Annotated in this window: 21 protein-coding genes; 14 read left to right on the top strand and 7 right to left on the bottom strand. The window is 71.8% G+C overall.

The window, feature by feature from the left end:
• The 10 genes from cpaB to VGL30_RS13085 form a co-directional block, all read left to right on the top strand.
• On the top strand, positions 1–672 hold a 672-nt coding region (cpaB, locus tag VGL30_RS13040; protein ID WP_331540432.1), incomplete at its 5' end, for a Flp pilus assembly protein CpaB.
• Positions 673–710: 38 nt separating this feature from the next.
• On the top strand, positions 711–2,165 hold the full coding sequence (locus VGL30_RS13045; protein WP_331540433.1) for a type II and III secretion system protein family protein: 1,455 nt from the start codon (positions 711–713) through the stop codon (positions 2,163–2,165).
• Between the two features lie 9 nt (positions 2,166–2,174).
• Positions 2,175–2,489, top strand: coding sequence for a hypothetical protein (locus VGL30_RS13050; protein WP_331540434.1), 315 nt, complete (start codon positions 2,175–2,177; stop codon positions 2,487–2,489).
• Positions 2,490–2,611: 122 nt separating this feature from the next.
• Positions 2,612–3,751, top strand: coding sequence for an AAA family ATPase (locus tag VGL30_RS13055; RefSeq protein ID WP_331540435.1), 1,140 nt, complete (start codon positions 2,612–2,614; stop codon positions 3,749–3,751).
• Positions 3,751–5,085: a CpaF family protein gene (locus tag VGL30_RS13060; protein WP_331540436.1), complete on the top strand. Its 1,335-nt coding sequence runs from the start codon at positions 3,751–3,753 to the stop codon at positions 5,083–5,085. Before VGL30_RS13055 ends, VGL30_RS13060 begins: the two co-directional genes overlap by 1 nt.
• 76 nt (positions 5,086–5,161) lie before the next feature.
• Positions 5,162–6,154: a type II secretion system F family protein gene (locus tag VGL30_RS13065; RefSeq protein ID WP_331540437.1), complete on the top strand. Its 993-nt coding sequence runs from the start codon at positions 5,162–5,164 to the stop codon at positions 6,152–6,154.
• Positions 6,155–6,158: 4 nt separating this feature from the next.
• Positions 6,159–7,103: a type II secretion system F family protein gene (locus VGL30_RS13070; RefSeq protein ID WP_331540438.1), complete on the top strand. Its 945-nt coding sequence runs from the start codon at positions 6,159–6,161 to the stop codon at positions 7,101–7,103.
• An 8-nt stretch (positions 7,104–7,111) separates the two neighbouring features.
• Positions 7,112–7,966 carry a LytR C-terminal domain-containing protein gene (locus VGL30_RS13075; RefSeq protein ID WP_331540439.1) on the top strand — a complete coding sequence of 285 codons (855 nt, stop codon included), beginning with the start codon at positions 7,112–7,114 and terminating at the stop codon, positions 7,964–7,966.
• Positions 7,967–8,069: 103 nt separating this feature from the next.
• Complete coding sequence (locus VGL30_RS13080; RefSeq protein ID WP_331540440.1) at positions 8,070–8,888, top strand: tetratricopeptide repeat protein; 819 nt, start codon at positions 8,070–8,072, stop codon at positions 8,886–8,888.
• The gene (locus VGL30_RS13085) at positions 8,866–9,384 is read left to right on the top strand and encodes an A24 family peptidase (RefSeq protein WP_331540441.1); all 519 of its coding nucleotides are present in this window, start codon (positions 8,866–8,868) and stop codon (positions 9,382–9,384) included. The genes VGL30_RS13080 and VGL30_RS13085 overlap by 23 nt, the downstream gene beginning before the upstream one ends.
• Positions 9,385–9,417: 33 nt before the next feature.
• On the opposite strand, the gene VGL30_RS13090 is transcribed toward VGL30_RS13085, so the two are convergent.
• The 5 genes from VGL30_RS13090 to VGL30_RS13110 form a co-directional block, all read right to left on the bottom strand.
• Positions 9,418–10,200, bottom strand: coding sequence for a nucleotidyltransferase family protein (locus VGL30_RS13090; RefSeq protein ID WP_331540442.1), 783 nt, complete (start codon positions 10,198–10,200; stop codon positions 9,418–9,420).
• Positions 10,197–11,339, bottom strand: coding sequence for a dATP pyrophosphohydrolase (locus VGL30_RS13095; RefSeq protein ID WP_331540443.1), 1,143 nt, complete (start codon positions 11,337–11,339; stop codon positions 10,197–10,199). Before VGL30_RS13095 ends, VGL30_RS13090 begins: the two co-directional genes overlap by 4 nt.
• A complete protein-coding gene (locus VGL30_RS13100) occupies positions 11,339–12,403 on the bottom strand; it encodes an LptF/LptG family permease (RefSeq protein ID WP_331540444.1) in 1,065 nt (354 codons plus the stop codon). The genes VGL30_RS13095 and VGL30_RS13100 overlap by 1 nt, the downstream gene beginning before the upstream one ends.
• Entirely contained in the window at positions 12,400–13,554 is a 1,155-nt protein-coding gene (locus tag VGL30_RS13105; protein ID WP_414694996.1) for an LptF/LptG family permease, read from the bottom strand. Before VGL30_RS13105 ends, VGL30_RS13100 begins: the two co-directional genes overlap by 4 nt.
• 71 nt (positions 13,555–13,625) lie before the next feature.
• Positions 13,626–14,063, bottom strand: coding sequence for an HIT family protein (locus tag VGL30_RS13110; RefSeq protein WP_331540446.1), 438 nt, complete (start codon positions 14,061–14,063; stop codon positions 13,626–13,628).
• Between the two features lie 80 nt (positions 14,064–14,143).
• Here VGL30_RS13110 and VGL30_RS13115 point away from each other — a divergent pair, with 80 nt between their 5' ends.
• On the top strand, positions 14,144–14,590 hold the full coding sequence (locus VGL30_RS13115) for a DUF2141 domain-containing protein (RefSeq protein ID WP_331540447.1): 447 nt from the start codon (positions 14,144–14,146) through the stop codon (positions 14,588–14,590).
• On the opposite strand, the gene VGL30_RS13120 is transcribed toward VGL30_RS13115, so the two are convergent.
• Positions 14,568–15,470: a metallophosphoesterase gene (locus tag VGL30_RS13120; RefSeq protein ID WP_331540502.1), complete on the bottom strand. Its 903-nt coding sequence runs from the start codon at positions 15,468–15,470 to the stop codon at positions 14,568–14,570. The two genes, VGL30_RS13115 and VGL30_RS13120, sit on opposite strands and share 23 nt — an antisense overlap.
• A gap of 83 nt (positions 15,471–15,553) precedes the next feature.
• On the opposite strand from VGL30_RS13120, the gene VGL30_RS13125 reads away from it, so the two are divergent.
• From VGL30_RS13125 to VGL30_RS13135, 3 genes are read left to right on the top strand one after another with little or no spacing between them, the layout of a single operon-like run.
• Positions 15,554–15,682 carry a hypothetical protein gene (locus VGL30_RS13125; protein ID WP_331540448.1) on the top strand — a complete coding sequence of 43 codons (129 nt, stop codon included), beginning with the start codon at positions 15,554–15,556 and terminating at the stop codon, positions 15,680–15,682.
• Positions 15,682–16,593: a diacylglycerol kinase family protein gene (locus VGL30_RS13130; RefSeq protein WP_331540449.1), complete on the top strand. Its 912-nt coding sequence runs from the start codon at positions 15,682–15,684 to the stop codon at positions 16,591–16,593. The genes VGL30_RS13125 and VGL30_RS13130 overlap by 1 nt, the downstream gene beginning before the upstream one ends.
• Entirely contained in the window at positions 16,590–17,513 is a 924-nt protein-coding gene (locus VGL30_RS13135; protein ID WP_331540450.1) for a hypothetical protein, read from the top strand. Before VGL30_RS13130 ends, VGL30_RS13135 begins: the two co-directional genes overlap by 4 nt.
• Here VGL30_RS13135 and spt read toward each other — a convergent pair.
• The gene (gene spt / locus VGL30_RS13140; RefSeq protein WP_331540451.1) at positions 17,499–18,722 is read right to left on the bottom strand and encodes a serine palmitoyltransferase; all 1,224 of its coding nucleotides are present in this window, start codon (positions 18,720–18,722) and stop codon (positions 17,499–17,501) included. The genes VGL30_RS13135 and spt overlap by 15 nt on opposite strands.
• Positions 18,723–18,725: the final 3 nt, after the last annotated feature.

The following is an 18,725-nucleotide window of genomic DNA, read 5'->3' on the forward strand; positions in this document are numbered from 1 at the left end:
CTGAAGGTGGTCAACTATCCGGCCGAGAGCGTGCCGGCGGGGGCCTTCAGCAACGTTTCGCAACTTTCCGGGACCGGCCCGGCCGCGCGGCTGGCGCTGCGCGCCATCGCCGCCAACGAACCGATCCTGCCCACCAAGGTCAGCGGACCCGGCGGCAAGGCCACCATGTCGGGCGTGCTCACCCAGGGCATGCGGGCGATCAGCGTCCGCTCCAGCGACGTCGCCGGGGTCGGCGGCTTCGTACTGCCGGGCGACCGGGTGGACATCCTGGTCACCCGCACGGTGGGGACCGGCCAGAATCCACAGACCGTCACCCAGGCGCTGGCCGAGAACGTCCGCGTGATGGGCGTCGACCAGTCCGACAACGTCGACGCCGACAAGCCGGTGGTGGCCAAGGCCGTGACCATCGAGGTGACGCCCGACCAGGCGCAGGCCATCTCGCTGGCGCAGTCGGTCGGCGCCGTCACCCTGTCGCTGCGCCAGGTGGCCGACGACACGGCCCTGGTGCGCAAGGCGACCACCGTCAGCGACCTGGGACGCTTCGGCGCCCCCCCGGCCGCGACGCCGGCCCGGCGCGTGGCGCGCGCCAAGGCGCCGGCGGGCGCCGGAATGATCGAAGTGCATGTGACCCGCGGGACGGAGATTTCCGGCTACCCGATCCGGGCGAACTGATCGCGGCCCGTAAAGGGACGCGGGGGGAATTTGGGGCGATGAACACAGTGAACAGCATGAAGGGCCGGCGGCCGCGCGCGCTTGCGCTGGGCGCCGCCGCGGCGGTGGCCCTGGCGCTGGCCGGCGGCGCGCCGGCGGCGGCGCAGTCGATGGCCGGCGACCTGACCCAGACCAACACCGTCGAGGCGGTGATCGGCGTCGGCAAGTCCAAGGTCATCGAACTGCCGGGCGCCTACACCGACCTGATGATCGGCGATCCCAAGGTCGCCGACGTCCTGCCGCTGAACACCCATTCGGTCTATGTGGTCGGCAAGACCATGGGCTCCACGGCGCTCACCGTCTACGGCCCCGGCAAGCGGCTGATCGTGGCGGTCAACGTGGTGGTCTCGGCCGACATCGAGAGCCTGAAGTCGCGGCTGAACGACGTCCTGCCCAACGAGAAGGACATCGCGGTGCGCGCCGCCAACCAGTCGATCCTGGTCTCCGGCACGGTCAGCAACCCGGCCGCGCTGCAGCAGGTGCTGGCGCTGGCCGACTCCTTCGCCCCGGGCAAGGTGGTCAACATGCTGGGGGTCGAGGGCACCCAGCAGGTGATGCTGTCGGTGCGCTTCGTGGAGATGCAGCGGACCATCGCCAAGGACCTGCGCCTGAACGTCCAGCGCCCGGCCGCCGGCAACGGCGCCGACCCGAAGTTCCAGATCACCACCGGCCAGACCCTGGTGGGCGGCGCCAACCTGCTGACCGGCACCTTCGGCTCGGCCCTGCTGCGCATACCGGCGCGCGGCGGCAACCTCGACCTGCTGTTCGACGCCCTGGAGACCAAGGGCCTGGTCAAGACCCTGGCGGAGCCGACGCTGCTGGCGATGTCGGGCGACACCGCCAACTTCCTGGCCGGCGGCGAATTCCCGATCCCGGTGCAGCAGAGCAGCGGCTCCGGCGGCGCCGCGCCGACCATCACCGTCGAATACAAGCAGTTCGGGGTGGCGCTGGCCTTCACCCCCACCGTCCTCAAGGACGGGCTGATCAACCTGGTGGTCAACCCCGAGGTCTCCAGCATCGACCCGCAGAACTCGGTGGACCTGGGGCTGATCAAGGTGCCCGGCATCAAGGTCCGCCGGGCGCACACCACCGTGGAGCTGCGCGACGGCGAGTCCTTCACCATCGCCGGCCTGCTGCGCGACGACTACCAGGCCTCGATCCGGCAGTATCCGTTCATCGGCGACTTCCCGGTGATCGGGGCGCTGTTCCGGTCCAACGGTTACCAGAAGGACGAGACCGAGCTGGTCATCGTGGTGACGCCGCACCTGGCCGTCCCGCGCCGGGGCGCCACCGCCACGCCCGCCGACCACTTCGTGCCGCCGTCGGACTTCGAGCTGTTCATGTTCGGGGCCCAGCGGGCGAGCAGCTCGGTGAAGCCCGAGGATCGCGTCCTGATGTCCGCGGACCCCACCAAGGGCGGCATCGAAGGCCCGCACGGCCACGTGCTGCACTAGGAGATGACCATGCGCCTTCCCACCCTGAAACGCTGCAAGGCCGCCGCGCTGGCCGCCGCGATCGCAGGCCTGGGCCTCACCGGCTGCGCCGCCCAGCACCTCTCGCCCGACTTCGGCGTCGCCGTGCGCCAGGACCTGGCCGCCCAGGTGGCCGATCCCGACGCGCGCTACACGGGCGACCCGGCGCCGGGCTCCAGCGGCGCCCGGGTCGGACTGGCCCAGAAGAGATACCAGAGCGGCACGGTTATTGCTCCGGTGGCTGCGTCTGCCGCGTCCGATATCGGCGGCGGACAGTCGGCTCCGGCCCAGGCGCCGGCGCCCTAGTTGAACCGAGCCGCGCCCGGATGTCCGGGCTGCGGGTCCGACGTTAGCGAGTTGAGCCGATGCTGCTCGGATTGAAGAGACCAACGGCCGCCGGTTCCGGCGGCGAACACAGGGGCGATCGGGTGCAGCGTATCGGCGTCGTCGAAAGTGCGGTCGGTGGGCCGGCGCAGTTCGCTTCGATGGCGGCCCTGTTTCCGCACATCCTGTTCGAAGCGCTGGGCGAGTGGCCCGAGCGGTCGGCCGGCGGCGCCTTCGACGTGCTGGTGGTCGGCGCCGACGCCGCCGACGGCGATGCGCTCGCCCGCCGCCTGACGGCCGCGCCGCGCACGACGCGCATCGTGGTGGTGCTGCGCAACGCCGACGTCCTGACCACGCGCCGCCTGGTGCGCGAAGGCGCCGCCGACGTCCTGCCCCATCCGGTGAGCGAGCCGGCCCTGGCGCTGAGCCTCGAGCGCCTGCTCAGCAACGAGAGCTCCGACCCCGCGCGCCGCAAGGCCGGCGAGGCGGTGGCGATCCTGAAGGCCGGCGGCGGGGTCGGCGCGACCTCGCTGGCGGTGCAGGTCGCCGCGCTGCTCGCCGCCCGCGACGGCGGCGGCGTCTGCCTGGCCGACCTCGACGTCCAGTTCGGGGCCGCGGCGCTCTACCTCGACATGCCGGACACGGTGACTGTCGCCGACCTGCTGAACACCGGCGCAAGCCTGGCGGACACGCCCTTCGCCACGGCGCTGAGCGCCCACCCTTCCGGGGCGCGGGTGCTGGCCGCGCCGCACGAGCTGATGGCGCTCGAAGGCGTGCATCCCGCCCAGATGGATTCGCTGCTCGCCGGATTGCGCCGCGACTTCGCCCTGACCCTGATCGACCTGCCGTCCGCCTGGACCGCCTGGACCCACCGGGTGCTCAGCTTGGTGGACCGCATCGTGCTGGTGACGCAGCTGTCGGTGCCGCACATCCAGCTGGTCAAGCGGCAGCTGCGGACGCTGGCGGTCCAGAAGCTCGAGGACCGCCCGCTGATCCTGGTCTGCAACGGCCCCTCCGCCGACCAGCAGGGCTCCGTCTCGATCAAGGCGGCGGAGCGCGCGCTGGGGCGGGGCTTCGACGTCGTCGTGCCGGAGGACCGGCGCACGATGAGCACCGCGATCAATCACGGCCTGGAGCTTTCGGTCGTCCGGCGCGGCACCAAGCTGGAGAAGGCGGTGGTCCAACTGGCCGACAAGGTGGCGGCCGGCGTGATCGCCGCGCCCGCAGGACGCGCGAGGCGGTAATGGCGATGCTCTGGACCTCCACCCCGTCGGCCACGGCCGGCCCGCCCGCAGCCCCGCCGATCGACGATGCGATCGGCCTGAAGGTGCGTATCCACCAGCGGCTGATCGAGCTCCTGAACCTGGCCCTGCTGGACAAGACGCCGCGGGAAGCCCTCCGCCAGGAAATCCGCGGCGCCGTCACCCAGCTGCTGGCCGAGGAGAAGCGCTTCCTGACGCTTCCCCAGACCGACCAGCTGATCGAGGACGTGCTCGACGAGCTGCTGGGCCTGGGGCCGCTGGAGCCGCTGCTGAAGGACGACAGCGTCAGCGACATCCTGATCAACACGCACAATTCCGTCTATGTCGAGCGCGCCGGCCGCCTGGAACAGACCGACGTCAAGTTCCAGGACAGCCGCCACCTGATCCGGATCATCAACAAGATCGTCGCGGCGGTCGGCCGGCGCGTGGACGAGTCCCAGCCGATGGTCGACGCGCGGCTGGCGGACGGCAGCCGGGTCAACGCCATCATTCCGCCGCTGGCCGTCGACGGCCCGCTGGTCTCCATCCGCAAGTTCGCCAGGTCGCCCATCCACATGGGCCGCCTGGTCGAGCTGGGCAGCGTCACCGCCGAGATGGCCCAGGTGCTCGAGGCCATCGTCAAGACCCGGCGCAACGTGCTGATTTCCGGCGGCACGGGCTCGGGCAAGACCACGCTGCTCAACGCGCTCTCGGCCTATATCGAGCACGACGAACGGATCGTGACGATCGAGGACTCGGCCGAGCTCCAGCTGCAGCAGCCCCACGTGGGCCGCCTGGAGACCCGCCCGGCCAACATCGAGGGCAGCGGCGAGGTGGTGCAGCGCGACCTGGTGCGCAACGCCCTGCGGATGCGCCCCGACCGGATCATCGTGGGCGAGGTGCGCGCCGGCGAAGCCTTCGACATGCTGCAGGCGATGAACACCGGCCACGACGGGTCGATGACCACCGTCCACGCCAACACCCCGCGCGACGCGATCTCGCGCATCGAGCAGATGATCGGCATGGCGGGGCTGGAGATTTCGCCGCGCTCCATCCGGCAGCAGATCGCCTCGGCGGTGCACGTCGTCGTACAGGTGGAGCGGATGGACGACGGCCGGCGCCGGGTGGTCTCCATCGCCGAGCTGGTCGGCATGGAGGAAGAGGTCATCTCGCTGCAGGAGATCTTCCGGTTCCGCCGCCGCGGCCGGACCGAAGCCGGCGGGGTGATGGGGGATTTCGAGACCACGGGGGTGCGGCCCAGGTTCCTCGACCAGCTGACCGCCCGCGGCCTGCAGGCGCCGGCGGTGTCGTTCTCGGCAGGCCGGACATCCACCTGATGCCGCTGCGCGCCGCCTCCCTTCTGTCCCCCGGCGCCTTGCGGGCGGCCGCGCCGGCGACGCGGCGAGGCGCGCCATGACGGCGGCCTTCGTCCCCCTGATCTATGTCCTGGCCTTCATCGCCGTGGTCGTGCTCGTGCAGACGCTGGCCGGTGTCGTCCTCGAGTCCGGCGACAAGACCCGGCGGGTGAACCGCCGCCTGACCATGCTGGACGCCGGCATGGATCACGAACAGGTCCATGCCGCCCTGGTGCGCCGATCCGCGGCGCCGCAGCTTGCCAGCCGGCGCCTGGCCGCGCTTTACGAACGCGCCGAGGCCTACTGCCGGCAGGCCGGCCTCACGGTCACTCCGGCCCGGCTGGCGGCGATCGCCGGGGGCGCGGCGGCCGCGATCTGGCTGGCGGGGCTGGTGCTGGTCAGCGTCAACGGCGGCGACCTGCTGCTCAACGGCGCCGTGTCGCTGGTCGGCGCCTGCGCCCTGTCGCTGCTGGGGGTGTTCCTCTGGGTCCGGCGGGCGAGGAACGCGCGCCTGAAGAAATTCGAGGAGCAGCTGCCGCTGGCGCTGGACATCATGACCCGGGCCATCCGCGCCGGGCATCCGGTGCTCGCCTCGGTCCAGCTCGCCGCCGACGAGCTCGGCGACCCGATCGGTTCGGAGTTCGGGCTGATCGTGGATGAAACCAACTACGGCGCGGAGTTCAAGGCGGCGCTGACCAGCTTCGCGCGCCGCACCGGCTCGGGCGACGCCCACTTCATGGCCGTCGCCATCAACATCCAGGCCGAGACCGGCGGCAACCTCGCGGAGATCCTGGAGGGCCTGACCAGGGTCATGCGCGGCCGGGGCACCCTGGCCAAGCGGGTCAAGGCCCTGGCCAGCGAGGGCAAGGCCTCCGCCTACCTGCTCAGCGCGCTGCCGGTGGGGCTGGTCGCCTTCCAGGCGGTGTTCAACCCCAAGTTCTACACGGACAAGTTCTCCGATCCGATCTTCTGGCCGACGGTGGCCTGCGTGGGCGGTCTCTACCTGCTGGGTTGGGCGATGATCCAGCGCATCATCAATTTCAAATATTGACCACATGAACACGCCGCTCCAGATCGTCATCGAGATCCTGATCTTCGCCCTGGTGGTGTTGGTGAGCATCGCGGCCATCCGCAGCCTTGAAGGCGCCCTGAGCGTGCGTCGCCGGCTCGGGGAGCAGCGGCGTCCCGACGGCGCCCCGGCCGCCGCCTTGTTCAGGAACGACAAGGTCGCCAATCGCTTCCTGCAGTGGGTCGAGTCCTCGTCGCTGAACGACTCCAAGGAACGCAACCAGCTCAGGCGCGACCTGGCGCTGGCCGGCTTCGACCATCCGGCGGCGCCCATCTGGTATGTGCTCATGCGCTTCGGCGCCGCGATCGGCCTGCCGATCCTGTTCGTCATCGCGCAGTCGACCGCCGCCAAGCCACTGACCGGCCTGGCTCCGGTGGCCGTCCCGCTGCTGCTCTGCGGGTTCGGGCTGCTCGGCCCGCGGGTGTTCGTCGCCAAGCGGGTCAACGACCGCAAGGCGCAGCTGGAGCACGAGTTCCCGGACGTCCTCGACCTGATCGTGGTCTGCGTCGAAGCCGGCCTCGGCCTGGAGGCCGCCTTCGTGCGGGTCGGCCAGGAGGTGCGCATCTCCCATCCGCGCATCGCCCGGGAGTTCGGCCGTCTTTCGGACGAGATGAGCGCCGGCCGCGGGCGGGCCGATGCCTTGCGGGCCATGGCCGACAGGGTGGACGTGGATACGGTCAAGTCCTTTGTGGCCCTGATGGTGCAGACCGACGCCCTCGGCGTCAGCATCGGCCAGACCTTGCGGACCTATTCCGTCGAGATGCGCGAGCACCGCTTCCTCAAGGCCGAGGAGAAGGCCCTGCGCATCCCGGTGCTGATGACCGTGCCGCTGGTGGCTTGCATCCTGCCGGTGATCATCACCTCGCTGTTGTTGCCGGTGGTCATCGACGTGTCTCGAACCCTGCTTCCCGCCTTGCGTGCCCAGCATTGAGCCTCGCCATGACCCTCCCACGCCTGATCCGTCCGATCCTCGCCGCCCCCCTGCTGCTGGCGCTTGCGGCCTGCGCCCTGGTCCCCGACCGCGCCAGGTGGGTCGATGTCCGGCCGGTGGAGATCGGCGACGCGAAGGTCGCTGTCGCCGACCGCGGATATGAAGCCGCCGCCGCCGCGATCGACCGGGGGGACTATGCCGACGCGCTGGACCAGCTCCAGGCCGCCCGCGCGCACGCCGCGGCAGACATCAGGATCCTGAACGCTTTCGGCGTGGTCTACGACAAGCTGGGCCGCTTCGATCTCAGCGCGCGATACTATGCCGAGGCCAAGGCGGTCGATCCCGGTTCGGCCATCGTCAACAACAACATCGCCTTTTCCGCCGCCCTGCAGCAGGGCGCGGCCGCGATGGCCGCCATGGCGGAAGCCCCCGCGCAGTCGGCCCCGCCGGCCGCGGCGCAGGAGCAGGAGCAGGCCGCCGCCAGGCCGCGGCCGGACGGCGCGGTCCTGTTCATCCGGGCCCCAGCGCAGCTGGCCCTGGCGAAGCCGCTTCCCATCACCACCGGACATATCCTGGTGGTCGTCAACGCGTCTGGCCGCAGCGGCGGCGCGGACGCCGTACGAACGGAACTGGCCCGGCTGGGATGGTCGGCGCCGAGGGCTGCGCTTCGTAACGCGCCGCGCGAACCAGAGACCACCATCCGCTATTCGAAGGACGCCGTCGTGGCGGCCCGGGCGCTGGCGCGCACCCTGCCCAGGTCGACCCGCATGGTCGCCTGCGACGGGGCGTGCAAGGGCATCCGCCTGGTTATCGGCGCCGACGCCGGCGCGTGGCGCACCCGCGGCCGTTTCAGCCGCAGCTAGGACGGACGCAATGACTCCCACAAGGACCGTCCGCAGCCGTCTCGCCGGTCTGGCCTTCGCTGTGCTCGCCGCGACAGCGGTCGCCGGCAGCTGCCAGGGGGCCGTGTTCGGCCACAGCCGCAAGGCGCCGGCCGCGGCGGTGATCGACGCCGACGTCGGCGAGATCCAGCGCGCTCTGGACGAACGCCGTTATATAGACGCCGGTCAGATGCTCGACGGCGCCGCGCTGAGCGGCTCGTCGGATCCCCGGCTGGTGCTCCTGAGCGGCGAACTGGATCTCGCACGCAACCGCTACGCAGACGCGCTCGGGGAATTCGAACGCGCGCTGGAGGCGCCTGCGACCCACGCCGCCGCCCTCCAGGGGCAGGGCGTGGCCCTGTCCCTGCTGGGCCGGTCCGACAAGGCGCTGGCGGCGCTCGCCCTGGCGGTCGCCGCCGACCCGTCCGCCTGGCGCGCCTGGAACGCCCTGGCCAGCGAATACGATCGCAGGCAGGACTGGACGCAGGCGGAATCCGCCTACGGCAAGGCGCTCGCGGCCTCGGCGAACCAAGCCGTCGTGTTGAACAATCGCGGCTACTCCCGACTGTTGCAGCACAGGCCGGAAGAGGCCGTGCCCGACTTCGTGGCCGCCTTGCAGAAAAGGCCGGATCTGGCGGAAGCCCGCACCAATCTGCGTCTGGCGCTGGCGATGAAAGGCGACTACGGCCGCGCCACCGCCGCCGGCGCCAACGACGACCGTGCGGCGATCCTCAACAACGCCGGCTTCGCCGCCGCGCTGCGCGGTGACTACGCCGAGTCCCAGGACCTGCTGGAGCGCGCCATGAAGGCCAGAAGCGAATATTACAGCCGCGCCTCTGAAAATCTGGACGTCGTTCGCAGCCTGGCGGCCCGTGACAAGGATGGTCCCGCTGTTTCTCGCTGAACCCGCGCGCATCCTGGTCGCATCCGCACTTACGGCCGTCCTCGCCGTTGCGGCCATCAGCGACGTGCGCGACCGCCGCATCCCCAACTGGAGCGTGCTTTCCGTCCTCGGCCTCTTTCTGCTGTGGACCGTCGCCGGCGGGGGCGTCGGCCTGGTCGCGGCCCTGGAGGCCGCCGGCATCGCCGCGGCCGTCACGGTGACGCTCTACGCCTTCCGGATCGTCGGGGCGGGTGATTCCAAGCTCTTTACCGTCGTCGCCCTGTTTACGGGATTGACCTATCTGCCGCTTTTCGCGCTGGCGACCGTCCTTGCCGGAGGCGTGATCGCCGCCGTCAGCCTGGTGAGCCGGCCGACCCGGGCGCTGGTGATGTTTCAGATGCGCGGGAAGGGCGACTTCGGGCGCGGCGTGCCATACGGTGTCGCCATCGCGCTGGGCGGCGCCCTTGCGGTGTGGTGGCTGTTGAGCGGCGTCCCTGCGCCGTTCGTGGTGGTCTGAGCCCCATTTTGGGTCTCTCCGAACCGAACAGGCTCAGCAAGTCTCTGAAATAGGGCCGGCGGCGACGATGCTGCGCACGAGGTCCAGGTCGGCGGGCTGGTCCACGTCCACCGCGGCCAGGCCATAGGGCGTGCGCACGGCCGCCGCCGTGGCGCCCGCCTTGCGCCCCAGCCGCCGCACCGCGCCGTCGAGCGTCAGCAGGCCCAGCCCATAGCCCAGCAGCATCTGCGGCCCGAGCAGGCCAGCGATCCGCCAGGGCTGCTTGCGGTGCGCCTCCACCCGCCGCCAGAGCGCCACCGCCGAGAGCGCCCGCGGCGTTCGCAGGAGGAACAGGTTGCAGCCGCTGAACCGGCCGTCGCGCATCCTCAGGTAGGTCCGCCGCGTTCCCGGCGCCGCGGCCTGGACGACCGCCTCCGGCGCCACCAGCACGGCGATGTCGGCCTCGGCCGGGACGGCGTCGAGGAACTGGCGCACCCATTCGGGGCGCAGCAGCGCATGGTCGACCGTAGTCACCAGCAGCGGCGTGCCCGTGGCCTCGGCAGCCTGGCCGACGCTGCGGCTCGGGCTCTCCGCGGCGGGGACGACGCGCACCTCCGCCTTGAGCCTGAGCTTGCCGGCGGCCGCGGCGATTTCGGGGGCGTCGGTGGACACGAACACCCGCGCTGCGCCCGCCGCGTCCAGGGCGTGCAGCACCCGCGCCAGCAGGGTCTCGCCGGCGAGTTCGATCAGGCCCTTGTGGCCCACGCCGGCGTAGGCCGCGACCGGGTCGTCGCCCGGCCGCGATCCCGCCAGCAGCAGGGCGGTGAAGCCCGTCAAGCCAGCGCCTTCTGGTAGATCCGGTAGGTCTTGTAGGGCGTGGCCCCCGCCGCCTCGCAGATCCGCCGCATGGGCCGGTTGTCCTCGAGGATCCAGGAGAACTCGCAGCGTTCGTAGCCCAGGGCGCGGGCCTGGCCGGCGGCGGCGGCGATCAGCTGGAACGGCAGCATCCGGCCCTGCGCGGTGCGCGCATAGGCGCGCCGCACCCCCATCAGCGGCACCCGCAGCGACTTCACGCCGCTCACCTTCAGGCGCCAGAGCAGCTTCGCCCAGCCGAGGGGCAGCAGGCGGCCGTCGAGGTCCGCGATGGCCTCGTTGACGTTGGGCAGCGCCACCAGCACGCCGGCCGTCACCCCGTCGATGTCGGCGAACCAGATCAGCCGCCTGTCGACGATCGGCCGCATCGCCTGGGCGAGGTGGCGGGTCTCCGCCTCGGTCGTCGGCGTGAAGCCCCAGTTGTCGCGCCAGGCGTCGTTGAGGATCTCGGTGAGGGTCGCGACCTCCGCCGCGTAGCGGGACATGTCCAGCATACGCAGGACGACGCCGGGCGCGGGGCTGCGCATCGCCCGCTGCAGCATGGCCTCGGCCTTGTGGTCGGCCAGCGGCGCCAGATAGGCGTAGACGTCCTTGGCCCTGGCGTAGCCCTGCGCCTCCACCCGCGGCCCGGCGTAGGGGGCGTCGTGGCCCATCAGCACCATCGGCGGCGTGTCGAACCCGTCGACCAGCAGGCCCACCTCCTCGTTGATCGAGAGGTTGAACGGCCCGCGGACGAGGGTCACGCCCCGGGCGGCGAGCCAGGCCTCGGCGGCGGCGAACAGGGCGGCGAACACCTCCGGATCGTCCTCGGCGGCGATCAGGCCGAAGGCGCCGGTCGCGCCCGCCGGGTCTGCCGGCGCGAGCGCGTCGATCTGGGCGCTGATCCGGCCCACGTCGCGCCCCGCCCGGCTCGCCAGCCACATCTCCACCTGCGCATGGGCGAAGAAGGGGTTGGACTTGGCCGAGAGCCCGTCGCGGCGGTCCATCAGCAGGGGGGAGATCCAGGCCGGGTCGCCGGCGTTCAGTCGCATCGGTGCCTGGATGAACCGCTCCAGCTCCGCTTTCGAGCGGACCGGGCGCACACTGAGCTTTTCGCCGGTCATCAGCCTTCCAGCTTGAGGAGGGCGGTGGCGCCCAGAGCTGCGAACACCATGGGCGCCGTCCAGGCCGCCAGCACGGGCGCCACCGCGCCGCTCTCGCCCATGGCGGTCAGGACGCCGTCGGCGACCAGGAACACCAGCCCCGAAACCAGGCTGCCGACCACGAACACCCCGCCCTGACCGCTGCGGAAGTTGGCCAGCGCGACGGGCGCCGCCAGGATCAGCATGACCAGCGCGCCTAGCGGGTGGGCGACGGAGCGCTGCAGGTGGGTGGCGTAGTAGCTGGGCGGCCGCTCCGAGCCCCCGCCGGCCAGCGCCCGCGCCGCCGAGGCGGCCGACACGCGCTGGTCGCCCGCGAACAGGGCGCGCACGTCCCTGGGCCGGAAAGCCGAGGCCCAGGTCATCTGGCCCGCCACGCCCAGGTTGACGCCGCCGCTGGTGAAGCGGGCGAACTGCGGATTTTCGAGGCGCCATCCGCCCTCACCGGCGTAGATGGCCGTCGCCGCCTGGATCCGCTCCACCAGCCGGCCGGTGGCGTCGCGGCGGTAGATCTTCACGTCGGTCAGGGCCCGGCCCTCGGTGTCGCCCGGCGCGGCGACCACCACGTCGGAGCCGACCCGGAAGGCGTGGGGCTTGACGGTCGGCCTGGCGTCGGCCGGAGCGGTGGCGGACCACCAGGCCTGCAGCATCGGATCGGTGCGCGGTGCGACCACCTCCGTCGCGACGAAGTCCAGCGCCATCACCGCCAGCACTACGGGCAGCGCCATGGCCGTCAGCCGGTAGACGGAGACGCCCGAGGCGCGGATCGCCACGATCTGGCTGTCTCCCGCGAGCTTCATGAAGGCGAAGATCACCCCGGTCAGCACGCTGAGCGGCGCGGCCTGATCGATCAGCCGCGGCAGGCGCAGGAACGCGTAGTGCGCCATGCCCGCCGCGCCCAGGCCGCGCTTGATGATGTCCGGCGTGACCTCCAGCAGGTCCAGGATCTGCATCACCGCCAGCAGGATCAGCCCCGCCACCAGGATGCGCAGGCTCACCGCCTTCAGGACGTAGCGGTAGAGCTTCATGCGGTGGCCCGCGAAAGGCCGCCGAGCAGGCCGCGCACCCGCTCGATCGCGTCGCCCAGGCGGCCCACGAACTCGGAGATCGGCGTCTGGCCAGGCCGCTTGCGGCTGCCCAGGAACATCCAGACGCAGAAGCCGGTGAACAGGAAGAAGGGCGTGCCCACCGCCAGGCCCGGCGGCGCCTTGCCCGCACCGGCCATCCCTTCGCCGAACTCCAGGCCGTATTGGAAGGCCAGCATCAGCACCCCGGCCAGGATCAGCCCCGCCGCCCGTCGGCCGCGCTTGGCGGCGAGGCCCAGCGGGAAGGCGATCAGCGGCAGGAAGGGCAGGACGGCCGAACGGGCGAGGCGGATGTAGAGTTCCGAAAGCAGCTTCCCGCGCGGGATCATTGGCGCCGGATTGGCCGCCTCGCGGGCCAGTTCGTTGAACGTCAGCTCCCGTTCGTCGCCGCCGCGGGCCCGCATCAGGGCTGCGGCGCTGCTGAGGCTGGTCTGCATGGTGAAGCTGTCGAAGCGCAGGGTGTCGAAGCTGCCGTTCCTGCTCTCGCCCACCCGCACGCCGTCCTTGAGCAGCAGAGTCACGTGCTTGCCGTCCGGCTGCAGGACCAGCTGGGCCGAGCTTGCGGTGATCACCTCCTCGCCGCCGTTCACCGGCCGGCGGATGAACAGGCGCTGCAGCCGGCGGCCCTCGAGGCTGGCGCTGTCGGCGGTCATCACCGTATCGCCGTCGGTGATGAAGGCGCCGCCGTGCAGGCGGGCGTCCCAGCCGGCGTTGATCGCCGCGTGCAGCACGGCGCGGTAGGCATAGCGGCTGTAGGGCTGCATGTAGCCGAACACCACCAGGCTGATCGCCATCAGCGCCAGGCCGAGCGCCACATAGGGCGCGGCCAGCCGGGAGAGCGAGACGCCGTTGGCCAGCAGGGCCTCCACCTCCGACCCGTCGTCCAGCTTGGTGATGACGATGAACAGCGCCACGAAGAAGGCGATGGGCAGGGCCAGGCCCAGGTAGTGGGGCAGGAGGTTGGCGGTGAGCTCCGCCACCGGCCCGAATCGCTCGCTGCTCTGCGACAGGAGATCCAGCAGCCGAAGCGCCCGCTCCAGCAGGAGCGAGACCACCGTAACCGCCAGGCAGCCCACCATCGGCCAGAAAGTCATGCGCAGGACATAGCGGTCGATCAGCGCAAGAGGCCCTCTGCGCCCGGCCTTCGCGGACCTGGACGCCATCCTCAAGCCGCCGGCCAGGATGCGCGCAAGGTCGCGGCCAGGCGCCCGGCGCCCGCCGCGCCCAGGTCCACCGCCGCCGCCAGGTCCGGCGGGCCGGGCCAGCCGGCGTCGGGGAAGGCGGTCCCCTCATGCACGCGCTCCCCCTCGTAGCGGGGGATGACGTGGAAATGAACGTCGGGGTCGACCATCATCAACATCAGATAGTTGATCTTCCGATAGGCCACGACCTTGGCCAACACGGCTTCTATGGCGGACACGGCGTGGCGCAGGTCCGCGAAGGCCTCGGCGCCGATGTCCGAAAAGGCGCGGGCCTGATGCTTGCAAATCAGCACCAGGGAACCAAATGTCGGCTGCTTGGGCCGTGCGAGCACCAGCCAGCAGGCGGTTTCTCCGACAACGGTGTCAGGAAAACCGAAACTGACGGCGGTGGCATTGGTCATCTGAGCGTCTCGCTCCCGGCGTGCGAAGCGCCTGATACATCGAAAGAGGCTCGTCCATCACCGTGAAATCGGCAAGCACTATGGCGCTGGTCGCGCTCGCGTCGGCCTGGAGCCTCCCGGCGTCCGCCCTGGCCTGCGAAGGCCAGCCCGGCGCCGCCAGGCTGACGGTCCAGGTCGGCGGCGTGCGTTCGGCGCACGGCGAGGTGGCCGTGACCCTCTATCCCGACGAGCCGCAACGCTTCCTGGCGCCCAAGGGCAAGCTGCTGCGCGTGCGTACGCCGGCCGGCGCGCCGGTCACCACGGCCTGCTTCTTCCTGCCCGGGCCGGGCTACTATGCCGTCGCCGTCTATCACGACGAGAACGGCGACCACGATTTCAACCGCACCCTGCTGGGCCTGCCGACCGAGGGCTTCGGCTTCTCCAACGATCCCTCCACCAAGACGGGCCTGCCGCCGTTCAAGGCGGTGCGGTTCCAGGCCGGGTCCGGCGAGACCGGCATCCGGCTCAAGCTGCGATACCTGAAGTGAGCGGGAGCAGCACGTAGCGCCCCAGCTCGCGCAGCTTCCCGGCCGCGGCGTCGAGCCCGCGGACCGTGACCCGGATCGACGGTCCGCCCGCGCCGGGTTCGATCTCGATCGCATGCCAGCCGGCCGGCGCGTGCCGCCCGCCGGGCGAGGAGGCGGACGGCGCGCCCAGCACCGGGATGGGCCCCACGGGCCCTGCGAGCGCGCCGAACACGCTTTCATGCCCGTGTCCGTGCAGCACCAGTTCCGCCCCACGATCCCGCAGCACCGCGCGCAGGGCCGCGGCGTCGTCGAGCGCCTTGCGGCGGGAGACCACCCCCTCGACGGGCGGATGGTGCAGCATGACCACGCGCGCCAGCCCGGCCTGGGCGGCCGCCTCGAGGCCTGCCGCCAGCCGCGCGAGCTGCGCCGCTCCCAGGGCGCCGGTGGCCAGGGCCGGCGGCGTCGGCGTCGCCGTGCTGAGGTTGACCAGCGCCACCGGGCCCCGCCGGCGGACGTGGGGGAAGGCTTCGCCGTCCGTATCGCCGAACCAGGGGCGCAGCCTCTCCAGGCGGGCGGCCAGGCCGCGGTCGACCAGGGCGTCGTGGTTGCCGGGGCTGACGGTGACCCGATCGGCCGGGCCCAGGGTCGAAAGCCAGGTCCGCGCGCGTTCGAACTCCTCAGGGGTGGAGAAGTTGGTCAGGTCGCCGGTGACGGCGATGTGGTCCGGTGCGTGGGCGGCGACGTCGGCCGTCAACAGAGCCAGCACCGCCGGATCGTGCTGGCTGCGTTTCCGCCGCCAGGCCAGTCGGCTCAGCGCGCGCTTCGACACCACGTCGCGCGCCGTGTCCGGGGTCCAGGACGACGGCAGATGCGGATCGGAGAAGTGGGCGAGGCGGAACACGGCCAATGGCGAATCCGGGGCTGTGGCGAACCTGCGCCGAAGCGCGGTATGGGAGCTGCCTTGGTTTACAGGGGAGAGCGGTTTTGACCAATGCGTTAGGCGCGGGGCGGGCTTCGCCGGCGGCGGCGGTCGGCGCGTCGGACGTCTCCCTGGCGGTGCAGCTGGCGCAGGCGCTGACGCCGTGCACGGCGGCGTCCCGGCTCTCCCGCTGATGCGCGCCGGTGTGATCCGCAATCCGCGCAGCCACGCGAACCGGCAGGTCGTGGACGGCGGCCTGTCCGCCGACGTGCTGTACGCAGCGCCCCCGACGCCCCGGATCCTGGCCGACGAGCTGGTGCGTTTCGCCCGGGAAGGGGTCGAACTGGTGGTGATCGACGGCGGCGACGGCACGGTCCGCGAGGTGGTCAGCGCCCTGCCGGCCGCCTATGGCGACGCCGCCGCGCCGCTGCTGGCGGCGCTGCCCTCGGGCAAGACCAACATCCTGGCCAGGGACCTCGGCGTCCCGCGCGGCTGGACGGTGGCGGCGGCGCTGGCGGCGGCGCGGGAAGGCGCCGACGTAACGGTGCGCGCGCCCTTGCAGGTGTCCCGCGAGGGCGGCGGCGCGCCGCTCTCGGGCTTCGTCTTCGGAGCGGCCGGCTTCGTGCGCGCGATCAACAGATCGCAGCGCCTGCATCGGGCCGGCGTCTTCCACGACGCCGTGGTCGCCGTTGGCCTGGCGGGCGCAGCGGCGGGCCTGCTGATGGGCGGACGCAGCGGCGTCTGGGCGCGCGGCGAAGCCTTGAGCCTCAGCCTCGACGGCGGCGCCTGGCGCACGGGAGACCGGCTGGTGATGATCGCCACCACCCTGCAGCAGTTTCCGTGGGGCCTGCGTCCCTTCGGCCCGGTCCGGCCGGGGCTGAAGGTGCTGGACGTGGACGCGCCGCCCCAGCAGCTCCTGCGCGCTTTGCGTCTGCTGCTCTGGGGCGAGGCGGAGGGGTGGCTGGCGGCGCACGGCTACCGGCGGGGCGACGCCCGTCGCGTGCGCCTGTCGCTGCCCGGCGCGTTCGTCCTCGACGGCGAGACCTATCCCGGCGGCGAGCTCACCCTCGCCGAGGGGCCGCCCCTGCGGTTCCTGCGGCCATGACGCCGGAACTGCTCGAGTTCGCCCGCCGCGAGCTGGCCCGGCCTGCGCCGCCGGCCGCGGCGGCGGCGGCCGAGGCGCTGGCGCCGCTGTTCCCCGAGGCCGCCGCGGTGCTGTTCTACGGCTCGGCCCTGCGCACCGGCGACCGCGACGGCGTCCTCGACTTCTACGTCCTGACCCGCCGGCCGCCGGAGGGATGGCGCGGCCTGCCCGGCCGGATGCTCTGGCCCGACGTAAGCTACCACGAGGTCGCCGCCGCCGACGGCCTGGTGCGGGCCAAGGTGGCGGCCATGACGCTGGCGCGGTTCCAGCGGGCGGCGCGCGGGACCGGGGCGGACACCACCGTCTGGACCCGCTTCGTCCAGCCCGCGGTGCTCGTGTGGAGCCAGGACGCGGCGGCGGCTGCGGCGGTGCAGGCGGCGGTCGCGGACGCCGCCGCCGCCGCCGCCGGCTACGCCGCGGCGCTCGGGCCGGAGCGGGGGCCGGCCCAGGCCTACTGGTCGGCGCTGTTTCGCCAGACCTACGCTGCGGAGTTCCGCGTGGAGCCCAGCGGACGCGAACGCTCGCTGATCGAGGCCGACCCGGAGCGCTACGATGGCCTGCTGCCCCTCGCGTGGGCGGCCGGGGGCCTGAGGTTCGAAACGGCGGGGGAGGGGGTTTTCGCCCCGCAGCTGACCGTTTCCGACCGCACCCGCCGGCTGCGCGCCTGGCGCCTGCGCCGCGCGTTGGGACGGCCGTTGAACCTGGCGCGCCTGGCCAAGGCGGCCTTCACCTTCGAAGGCGCCGCCCGCTATGCCGCCTGGAAGATCGAGCGCCACACCGGCGTCGCCGTGCCGATGACCCCGTGGCGCGAGCGCCACCCGATCCTGTCGGCGCCGGCGCTGCTCTGGGCGCTCTGGCGGCGGCGGTCAGCCTCGGGCTGACGCGCGCTGCCGCGACTTGGCCACCAGGCCGAAGGCCTCGCCCACCTCGCCGAACGCCCGCAGCACCTGGTCGAGCTGCTGGTCGGTATGCGCCACGCTGACGCTGGAGCGCAGCAGCGGCCGGGCGTCCGGCGTGGCCGGCGGCAGGGCCAGGTTCAGGTAGACGCCCTTGTCCAGCAGCGCCTTCCAGACGGTGAGGGCCAGCGGCTGGTCGGGCAGGGCGACGGCGATGATCGGGCTGCAATGCGGACCCAGCTCGAAGCCCATGGCCTGCAGGCCCTGGTAGAGCTTCTGCGCGTTGGCCGTCAGACGCTGGCGCAGCGCCGGGTCCGACTCCATGCGGCGCAGCGCCTGGAGGGTCGAGGCGACCACGCTGGGCGGCAGGGAGGCGGTGAACATGTACGGACGGCAGACGACCCGCATCACTTCGAAGTCGTCCATGTCGGAGACGCAGAAGCCGCCGATGGCGCCCAGGCTCTTGGAGAAGGTGCCGACCACCACGTCGACGTCGGCTTCCACGCCCTCGGCCTCGGCCAGGCCGCGGCCCTTGTCGCCCAGCACGCCCAGGGAATGGGCCTCGTCCACCAGCAGGTAGGCGTCCATCTCCTTCTTGACGTCGACGATCTCCTTCAGGGGCGCGGTGTCGCCCAGCATGGAGTAGATGCCCTCGGCCACGATCAGCCGCTTGCCGGGCTGGCCCTTCAGCCGCTGCAGGCGCTTGCGCAGGTCGTCGGGGTCGTTGTGCCGGAAGCGGATCACCTCCGCATGGCCCAGCCGCGCCCCGTCGTAGAGGCTGGCGTGGCTGTCGGCGTCCAGCAGCAGGTGATCGCCGCGGCCGACCAGCGTCGACAATATGCCCAGGTTGGCCTGGTAGCCGGTCGTGAAGGTCATCGCCGCGCGCCGGCCGAAGAACCTGGCGATCGCCTGCTCCAACTCCACGTGGCCGCCGAAGCTGCCGTTGGCGATTCGCGATCCCGTGGTCCCGGTGCCGTGCAGCCGGACCGCCTCCTGCGAGGCCTCGATGCACGATTCGTCGAAGGTGAGCCCCAGGTAGTTGTTGGTGCCCAGCAGGATCGTCGGCCGGCCGTTTACGATTCCCTCGGAGGGAGACAGCACCGCCTCAAACCGCACGTTGAAAGGATCCGCGCCCATGTCGCGGATCGCCTTATAGGCCTCGTTGTAGGCCTTATGCTTATCGAGAAGCCCCATGAT

The sequence above is a fragment of the Phenylobacterium sp. genome (genome assembly GCF_036502675.1).
Classification (GTDB): domain Bacteria; phylum Pseudomonadota; class Alphaproteobacteria; order Caulobacterales; family Caulobacteraceae; genus Phenylobacterium.